The 845-nt window shown below is 48.3% G+C and carries 1 pseudogene; it reads right to left on the bottom strand.

What is annotated here, in order from left to right:
• A pseudogene (locus K7G79_RS14690) lies at positions 1-845 on the bottom strand (hypothetical protein); the annotation flags it as partial.

Genomic DNA, 845 nt, shown 5'->3' with positions numbered 1-845 from the left:
ACAGTCATCACTAAGTGCGCTAAAGTCATTCGACCAGGTTACGCCACCACAGGTATCAGAGGCAACTGCGCCACCGTTAGAGCTTAACCAAACGTTAAGGTCAGCGGCGTTACCACTACCGTCACATTCAACGGTGCTATCGCTAGCATCAGTTGTGATAGAAGGAGGCGTTGTATCTTCAATAGTAAATGTAGCTGATGTAGTAGAGCTGTTGTTACAATCATCAGTAGCTGTAAAAATCACTGTTACCGAACCAGTAGCACCACAGTCATCACTAAGTGCGTTATAGTCGTTGGACCAGGTTACGCCACCACAGGCGTCAGAAGCGGCAGCCCCACCATTAGAGCTTAACCAGGCTGCTAACTCAGCGGCGTTACCGCTACCGTCACATTCAACTGTGCTATCGCTAGCATCTGTTGTGATAGAAGGAGGCGTTGTATCTTCAATAGTAAAAGTAGCCGATGTGGTAGAGCTGTTGTTACAGTCGTCCGTAGCAGTGAAGGTCACTGTTACCGAACCAGTAGCACCACAGTCATCACTAAGTGCGTTATAGTCGTTGGACCAGGTTACCCCACCACAGGCGTCAGAAGCGGCAGCCCCACCATTAGAGCTTAACCAGGCTGCTAACTCAGCGGCGTTACCGCTACCATCACATTCAACTGTGCTATCGCTAGCATCAGTTGTGATAGAAGGAGGCGTTGTATCTTCAATAGTAAATGTAGCTGATGTAGTAGAGCTGTTGTTACAATCATCAGTAGCTGTAAAAATCACTGTTACCGAACCAGTAGCACCACAGTCATCACTAAGTGCGTTATAGTCGTTGGACCAGGTTACGCCACCACAGG

The sequence above is a fragment of the Aestuariivivens sp. NBU2969 genome (assembly GCF_019931125.1).
In the GTDB taxonomy this organism is placed as follows: domain Bacteria; phylum Bacteroidota; class Bacteroidia; order Flavobacteriales; family Flavobacteriaceae; genus Aestuariivivens; species Aestuariivivens marinum.
The sequence above is the reverse complement of the archived record's forward strand: the minus strand, read 5'-3'. Positions and strand labels throughout refer to the sequence as shown.